The following is a 1,643-nucleotide window of genomic DNA, read 5'->3' on the forward strand; positions in this document are numbered from 1 at the left end:
ACAACAGAAAACGGTGGAGAGCCGAGTGCTTGAAATCTTAAAGGAATGCCCGATGTCGAGGTATGATGATATGCTTCTTATTCTGCATTATTACAATCGGTACGGATATATACCTGCCGGAAATCTTCCGCTTGAGGATATTGTATTTAATTACCGAGCATACGGACTTCCTTGTTTTGAAACCATACGCAGGGCAAGGCAGAGAGTACAGTCCCTTTTTCCTGAGTATTCACGTAATCCGCAGAAAGAAGAACAGAGCGGCAGTATTTCTATTGTAATCAACATTAGCTAAGGAGGTATTTTCGTGAAAGACAAAGCAACTTTTCAGAATAAGGTCAAGGTGCTGAATAAACTCTTTGACTCCGGTTGTGATACGGAGAAAAAGTTGCAGCAGCTTGATATGGAAGCAATCCTGAAAATCCCGAATATCACGATTCCTGATATGGGTGTGATTATGGAGCTTCAGAAGAATACAAAGTCCGGTAAACTCTTTTCGTATTTGGGCGGCGGTTCTGATGAAGCAACAAAAATGAGAGGTAAGGAAAATGAAGCAACAGGAGAATAGAGCAGAGCCGCAGGAAAAGCAAATTCGATTTATAGACAGTCATTACAATTTGAAATTCTATATTCCCGATGGTGGAAAAATCAAGATTACTTTTCGTGATGGACACACAGCAGACAGAGTGTGCAAGTATATTGATGACTACCATTTGTATGTCGGAAATTGCTGCTATCATATATGCGAGTTTGCTGAAAAAATGGAGCTTAATGGAAGTAAAGTTGAACCTATCAATCAATCCGAACCGTCAAAAAACAAGACCAGAAACAGAGAAAAACAGCGATAAGGAGGTGCAAGAGTAATGGCACGAAAATATGACCTTATTTCTGAGCTTTACAACCGCACCTGCAAAACGGTTGTGTCAAATCCTCAGAACTGGCAGGCATTCTTAGCTTCGGCTTGCCGAAATTATAAGTTACGTTATGACGAGCAGCTTCTTGTATATGCACAGCGACCAGATGCAACAGCGGTTCTTGAGATAGAGCAGTGGAACAAAATTTTTGGCAGATGGGTCAACCGAGGTGCTAGAGGTATTGCTGTTTTTGCTGATGAAAACCGTTCACGGCAAAGACTGACACATTACTTTGACATTTCAGATACTCACGAAAGCAGATATTCAAGAACAGTCCCGATTTGGGATATGCGTCAGGAATACGAAGCTGATGTGATTGAAACATTGGAAAGCACTTTCGGAGAGATTGAGAATAAGAGCAGTCTTGCCGAAGCAATTATGGGAGCAGCAAGAAATGCGGCAGAGGATAATATCCCTGATTATCTGCAAGACCTTTACTATGCAACCGAGGGCAGTTCCTTTGAGGAAGTGGAAGAGGATATTGTGGCTTTCATTTATAAAAATGTCGTGACAAATAGTGTGGCATATATGATGATGTCAAGGCTCGGCGTTGATACGGACGGTTATTTTGAACTTGATGATTTCAGAGATGTTACTAACTTCAATACGCAGGAAACACTCAATGCACTTGGATTTGCTACCAGTGATATTGCAGAAATGGGATTAACGGAAATATCTAAAACAATTACTGCACTCAACCGTCAAAACAGTATAGAGCGTCTTGACAGCAAA

Annotated in this window: 3 protein-coding genes and 1 pseudogene; all 4 read left to right on the top strand. The window is 41.1% G+C overall.

What is annotated here, in order from left to right:
* A partial coding sequence (locus tag HMPREF0367_RS05745) for a hypothetical protein (protein ID WP_148449380.1) occupies positions 1–292 on the top strand: 292 nt, incomplete at its 5' end.
* A 12-nt stretch (positions 293–304) separates the two neighbouring features.
* On the top strand, positions 305–565 hold the full coding sequence (locus tag HMPREF0367_RS05750; protein ID WP_023920501.1) for a hypothetical protein: 261 nt from the start codon (positions 305–307) through the stop codon (positions 563–565).
* Complete coding sequence (locus HMPREF0367_RS05755; protein WP_051335194.1) at positions 546–845, top strand: hypothetical protein; 300 nt, start codon at positions 546–548, stop codon at positions 843–845. The genes HMPREF0367_RS05750 and HMPREF0367_RS05755 overlap by 20 nt, the downstream gene beginning before the upstream one ends.
* Before the next feature lie 15 nt (positions 846–860).
* Positions 861–1,643, top strand: a pseudogene (locus tag HMPREF0367_RS05760) (helicase); the annotation flags it as partial.

It is taken from the genome of Faecalitalea cylindroides ATCC 27803 (genome assembly GCF_000469305.1).
GTDB lineage: Bacteria > Bacillota_I > Bacilli_A > Erysipelotrichales > Erysipelotrichaceae > Faecalitalea > Faecalitalea cylindroides.

Excerpts from the sequence above, each read along its gene's own strand:
- HMPREF0367_RS05755 (WP_051335194.1), top strand. The coding sequence starts at position 546 with ATGAAGCAACAGGAGAATAGAGCAGAGCCGCAGGAAAAGCAAATTCGA.